Origin of the sequence: Methylobacterium crusticola, from assembly GCF_003574465.1 — a bacterium.
Lineage (GTDB): Bacteria > Pseudomonadota > Alphaproteobacteria > Rhizobiales > Beijerinckiaceae > Methylobacterium > Methylobacterium crusticola.
In genome coordinates this window covers 1-4,394 of sequence record NZ_QOWC01000361.1, presented here as the reverse complement: position 1 = coordinate 4,394, position 4,394 = coordinate 1, and the positions used below count along the sequence as shown (strand labels likewise).

Sequence of the window (4,394 nt, the reverse complement as noted above, 5' to 3'; positions counted from 1 at the left end):
GCGCGTCAACAACGCGGTCAAGGAGGGGGAGGTTGAGCGGTGACACCGGAGCCATCCTCACGTCCGGAAGGGGGAAGCCCGCCGGCAGGCCGGGCGGGATGAGCGGGAGCGGGCCGGCCGGAGCGGCCGGCGGTCAGGCGACATCGAGCGGCGCCGTACCGGCGGCGCGTCCGTCCGCCCCCAGGGTGATGCGCTGGATACGCGTTTCGGCGCGCTGAAGCAGCGCCTCGCAGTGGCGCTTCAACACCTCGCCGCGCTCGTAGATCGCCACCGACTCGTCGAGCGGCACGTTGCCTTGCTCGAGGCGGTGCACGATGCCCTCGAGCTCCTCCAGCGCCTTCTCGAACGGCAGGTCTGCGGCGCCGGTCGGGCCGGGTGCGGGGGCCGCCGCGCGGCTGGCGTCGGACCGGGCTACGGTCATCCCAGGATGCTCCTCACGAGCAACGGGTTATGACGGCGGGCGGCGCGTGAAACAACCCTCCGGCCGCGGGCCGGCGCCGGCGGGTTGCAATTGCGGGTCGAGGGCTGCGTTTCGGCCACACCTGCGACGGTATCCCTCGGGCCGGGCGCCCGGCCCCGCCTCACTCGAGGCTCAGGCTGAACGGCTCGCCCTCGAAGGCGTCCTGCCCGCGCCCGATGGCGGCGATCGCCGCGACCATGCGGCCCTTTCGGCCGAGCATCTCGTCCGCGAGGGCGACGAGGCGGGCGTTCGGGGTGGCGGAGGGCGAGGCCTCCCGGAGCGCGCGGGCGATCCCGGCCTCGTCGCGCTCGGGCCGCAGCGCACAGGTCGCGATGTAGGCGGCCGCGGTGGAGCGGCTGATGCCGGCGTAGCAGTGGATCACGATCGGCTGCGCCCGTCCCCAGGCCCGCACGAAGTCGAGGAGCTGCGCGACGTGGGCGCGATCGGGCAGGACGTGGCTCTCGAGGGCCTCCGTGATGTCGCTCACCCCGACGAACAGGTGGTTCTCCGCCGCGACGCTGGCCGGCCGCACCACAGGGGTGCCGACGTTGATCAGGGTGACGACGTGGCTCGCGCCGGCCGCCGCCACGGTCTCGGGCAGGCGGGAGAGGGAGCAGACGTAGACCTTGGGCATGGGGATGTGACCTCAGGCAGGGGCGGCCGCGCCCTGCGTCGCGTCGGCGAGGGCGGTGAAGCGCGCCAGGAACCGGGCCTGCGCCTGCGCGGTCGGCCAGGGCTCGAGCAGGGCGTCGACCGGCACCGACAGGGGCTCCGGCCGCCCGAAGACGCGCACCGCCTCCCCGTGCGAGAAGCCGGCGAGCGCCGTCGCCTCCAGGAAGGCGCTGAGCCGGTCGGCGCGCTTGATCAGCCGCTGCATCGCGGCCGTGGGGGCGGGCGCGAGGCCGAAGCGCAGGCGGATCGCCGCCAGGAGGCGGGTCTCCACCGCCTTGTAGGAGTGGCCGATCGCGGCCTTGAAGGGCGAGATGATGTCGCCGATGACGTATTCGGGCGCGTCGTGCAGCAGGAGCTCCAGCCGCTCGGCCGCGGTGGCGGCGGGCTGGAAGCCGCCGCCGATCGCCTCGACCAGGAGCGCGTGCTGCGCCACCGAGAACACGTGCGGCCCCGCCGTCTGGCCGTTCCAGCGCGCCACCCGGGCGAGCCCGTGGGCGATGTCGGCGATCTCGACGTCGAGGGGCGACGGGTCGAGGAGATCGAGCCGCCGCCCCGAGAGCATCCGCTGCCAGGCCCGCGCCGGCGCCGTCACGGCGCGCTCCCGCGGCCGCCCGGGCCCGGCAGGGCCGCGCAGGGGCCGTGCCGGCAGCAGCCGACGAGGTGGTCGTTGACCATGCCGACCGCCTGCATGAAGGCGTGCACGATGGTCGGGCCGCAGAACCCGAACCCCTCCGCCCTGAGGGCCTTGGAGATCCGCCGCGAGACCTCGGTCTCGGTCGCGACGTCGGCGCGGGCGCGGGGCCGCCCCTGGAGCGGGCGCCCGTCGACGAAGTCCCACAGGAAGTCGGAAAAACCCCGGCCGCGCTCCTGCATGGCGAGGTAGGCGCGGGCGCCCCGGACCGTCGCGACGATCTTGGCCCGGTTGCGGATGATGCCCTCGTCCCGCATCAGCGCCTCGACCTCGGCCTCGCCGAAGCGCGCGATGGCGGCGGGCTCGAAGTCCGCGAAGGCGCGGCGGAACCGGTCGCGCCGGCGCAGGATGGTGATCCAGGACAGGCCGGCCTGGAACCCGTCGAGGATCAGCTTCTCGAACAGCGCGCGGTCGTCGTGCTCCGGCACGCCCCACTCGGTGTCGTGGTAGGCGACGTAGAGCGGATCGGTGCCGGGCCACCAGCAGCGGTCCTGGCCGTCGGGATGATGGACGAGTCCTGTCGACATGCCGGCCGGTGTAGCGGCGCGCCCCGAGAAGACAACCTACCCGACGAACTCGCTCGCCGCGAAGCCCTGCAGGTAGAGCAGGCCCGTGAGGTCGCCGTGCTCGATCCGCGCGTGGGCGGCGGCCGCCACCGCGGGCTTCGCCCGGTAGGCGACGCCGAGGCCCGCCGCCTCCAGCATGGCGAGGTCGTTGGCGCCGTCGCCGACCGCCAGCGTCTCGGCCGCCTCGAGCCCGAGGCGGGTGCGGTGCGCGACCAGCGCCGCCCGCTTGGCGTCGCGCCCGACGATCGGCTCCTCGACCGTGCCGGCGAGCGCCCCGTCGGCGACCACGAGGCGGTTCGCCTGGTGCTCGTCGAAGCCGATGAGGGCCGCGACCGGCCCGGTGAACAGCGTGAAGCCGCCCGAGACCAGGCTCGTGTAGGCGCCGTGGGCCTTCATGGTCCCGACCAGCGTGCGGGCCCCGGGCATCAGGGTGATGCGCGCCGCGATCACGGCGTCGACGGCCGCGAGGGCGAGGCCCTTCAAGAGGGCGACGCGCTCGCGCAGGGCCGGCTCGAAGGCGACCTCGCCGCGCATCGCCCGCTCGGTGATCGCCGCGACCTGCGGCTTCAGCCCGACCTGGTCGGCGAGCTCGTCGATGCATTCCTGCCCGATCATGGTGGAATCCATGTCGGCGACGAGGAGGCGCTTGCGCCGGTGCGGCCCGGCGGGCTGGACCGCGACGTCGATGGGCTCGCCCCCGAGGGCGGCGCGCAGGCGCTCCGCCAGGGCCGGGGCCGATTCGGGCGCGCCCGGCACCAGCACCTCGGCGGCGACCTCGCCGTGCAGGATGCGCGGCTGGTGCCCGGTCGCCAGCACGCGCCGGGTCTCGGCCAGCACTGCGTCCGTGATGGCGGGGCGCTCCGGGTTTGCTATCAGGGTCGCCACCAGGGTCATCGCGAGGCTCGGGGTCACGGGCGGTTCGGCGGGCCGTCCCGTCCGGCCCGGCCGCGGCAGAAGGGCGGGACATGACGGGGCGCGTTCGGGCGATCCTCATCGCAGGGCCGACCGCCTCGGGCAAGTCGGCCCTGGCCCTGACGCTGGCGCGCCGGCACGGCGGCACGGTGATCAACGCCGATTCGATGCAGGTCTACCGCGACCTGCACCGCCTCACCGCCCGGCCGAGCCCGGAGGAGGCGGCGGCCGCGCCCCACCGGCTCTACGGCCACGTGGACGGCGCCGTGAACTTCTCGGTCGGGCACTACCTCGCGGAGGCCGGCGCGGCCCTGGCCGAGACCTGGCGGGCCGGCGCGCTGCCGATCGTCGTCGGGGGCACGGGCCTCTACTTCAAGGCGCTCACCGAGGGGCTGTCGGCGGTGCCGCCGATCCCCGGGGCGGTGCGGGACGCGGTCCGGGCCGGGGCCGAGGGCCGGCCCACGCCCGACCTGCACGCCGACCTCGCCCGCCGGGACCCGGAGGGCGCCGCGCGGCTGCGGCCCGCGGACCGCCTGCGCGTGCTGCGCGCCCTCGAGGTGATGGCCGCCACGGGCCGCCCCCTCGCGGCCTTCCACGCGCACCGCCGGCCGGGCCCCCTCGCCGGCCTGCCGTCCCTGCGGCTCTTCCTCACCCCCGACCGGGCAACCCTGCGCGCCCGCATCGACGCCCGCTTCGTCGCCATGATGGCGGCCGGCGCCCTCGACGAGGTGCGGGCGCTCGCCGCGCGCCGCCTCGACCCGATGCTGCCGGTGATGCGGGCCCACGGGGTGCCCGGCCTGGTCGCGCACCTCGCCGGAGACCTCGCGTACGACGAGGCCGTGGCCCGCGGCCAGGCCGACACGCGGCGCTACGCCAAGCGGCAGGTCACCTGGTTTCGCCACCAGGCCGGGCCGGGCTGGGCCTGGCTGGCGCCCGAGGCGGCGCTGGAGCAGGCGGCGACGCGCGATCCCGACGCGTGGGCGCGGGACGCGCCCCGGGACCCGGCGCCCGCCTGAGCGCCGCGCGCGTCACAAGAGCCGTCCCTGCGCGTCGCCGGAGGCGGGAGGCGGCGGGGCGGCCGCCGCGGCGGGCC

The 4,394-nt window shown here is 76.1% G+C and carries 6 protein-coding genes; 1 reads left to right on the top strand and 5 read right to left on the bottom strand.

What is annotated here, in order from left to right; translation table 11 throughout:
* Window positions 1–133: 133 nt before the first annotated feature.
* The 5 genes from DT057_RS34075 to serB all read right to left on the bottom strand — a co-directional run bounded on the left by DT057_RS34075 (window position 134) and on the right by serB (window position 3,283).
* Window positions 134–421 (bottom strand): exodeoxyribonuclease VII small subunit, encoded by a 288-nt coding sequence (locus DT057_RS34075; protein ID WP_128566428.1) that lies wholly within the window; start codon window positions 419–421, stop codon window positions 134–136.
* Between the two features lie 160 nt (window positions 422–581).
* Window positions 582–1,094 (bottom strand): tyrosine phosphatase family protein, encoded by a 513-nt coding sequence (locus tag DT057_RS34070; RefSeq protein WP_128566427.1) that lies wholly within the window; start codon window positions 1,092–1,094, stop codon window positions 582–584.
* 12 nt (window positions 1,095–1,106) lie between these two features.
* A complete protein-coding gene (locus tag DT057_RS34065; protein ID WP_128566430.1) occupies window positions 1,107–1,694 on the bottom strand; it encodes a YfbR-like 5'-deoxynucleotidase in 588 nt (195 codons plus the stop codon).
* Between the two features lie 26 nt (window positions 1,695–1,720).
* Window positions 1,721–2,350: a DNA-3-methyladenine glycosylase I gene (locus DT057_RS34060; protein ID WP_128566426.1), complete on the bottom strand. Its 630-nt coding sequence runs from the start codon at window positions 2,348–2,350 to the stop codon at window positions 1,721–1,723.
* Between the two features lie 36 nt (window positions 2,351–2,386).
* Window positions 2,387–3,283: a phosphoserine phosphatase SerB gene (serB, locus tag DT057_RS34055; RefSeq protein WP_128566429.1), complete on the bottom strand. Its 897-nt coding sequence runs from the start codon at window positions 3,281–3,283 to the stop codon at window positions 2,387–2,389.
* 71 nt (window positions 3,284–3,354) lie between these two features.
* Between serB and miaA the strand changes: the two genes are divergently transcribed.
* Window positions 3,355–4,317 (top strand): tRNA (adenosine(37)-N6)-dimethylallyltransferase MiaA, encoded by a 963-nt coding sequence (gene miaA, locus DT057_RS34050; RefSeq protein ID WP_128566425.1) that lies wholly within the window; start codon window positions 3,355–3,357, stop codon window positions 4,315–4,317.
* Window positions 4,318–4,394: the final 77 nt, after the last annotated feature.

Bases quoted from the DNA above. Each gene is read 5' to 3' on its own strand.
- DT057_RS34075 (WP_128566428.1), bottom strand. From the start codon at position 421: ATGACCGTAGCCCGGTCCGACGCCAGCCGCGCGGCGGCCCCCGCACCC.
- DT057_RS34070 (WP_128566427.1), bottom strand. From the start codon at position 1,094: ATGCCCAAGGTCTACGTCTGCTCCCTCTCCCGCCTGCCCGAGACCGTG.
- DT057_RS34065 (WP_128566430.1), bottom strand. From the start codon at position 1,694: ATGCTCTCGGGGCGGCGGCTCGATCTCCTCGACCCGTCGCCCCTCGAC.
- DT057_RS34060 (WP_128566426.1), bottom strand. From the start codon at position 2,350: ATGTCGACAGGACTCGTCCATCATCCCGACGGCCAGGACCGCTGCTGG.
- serB (WP_128566429.1), bottom strand. From the start codon at position 3,283: ATGACCCTGGTGGCGACCCTGATAGCAAACCCGGAGCGCCCCGCCATC.
- miaA (WP_128566425.1), top strand. From the start codon at position 3,355: ATGACGGGGCGCGTTCGGGCGATCCTCATCGCAGGGCCGACCGCCTCG.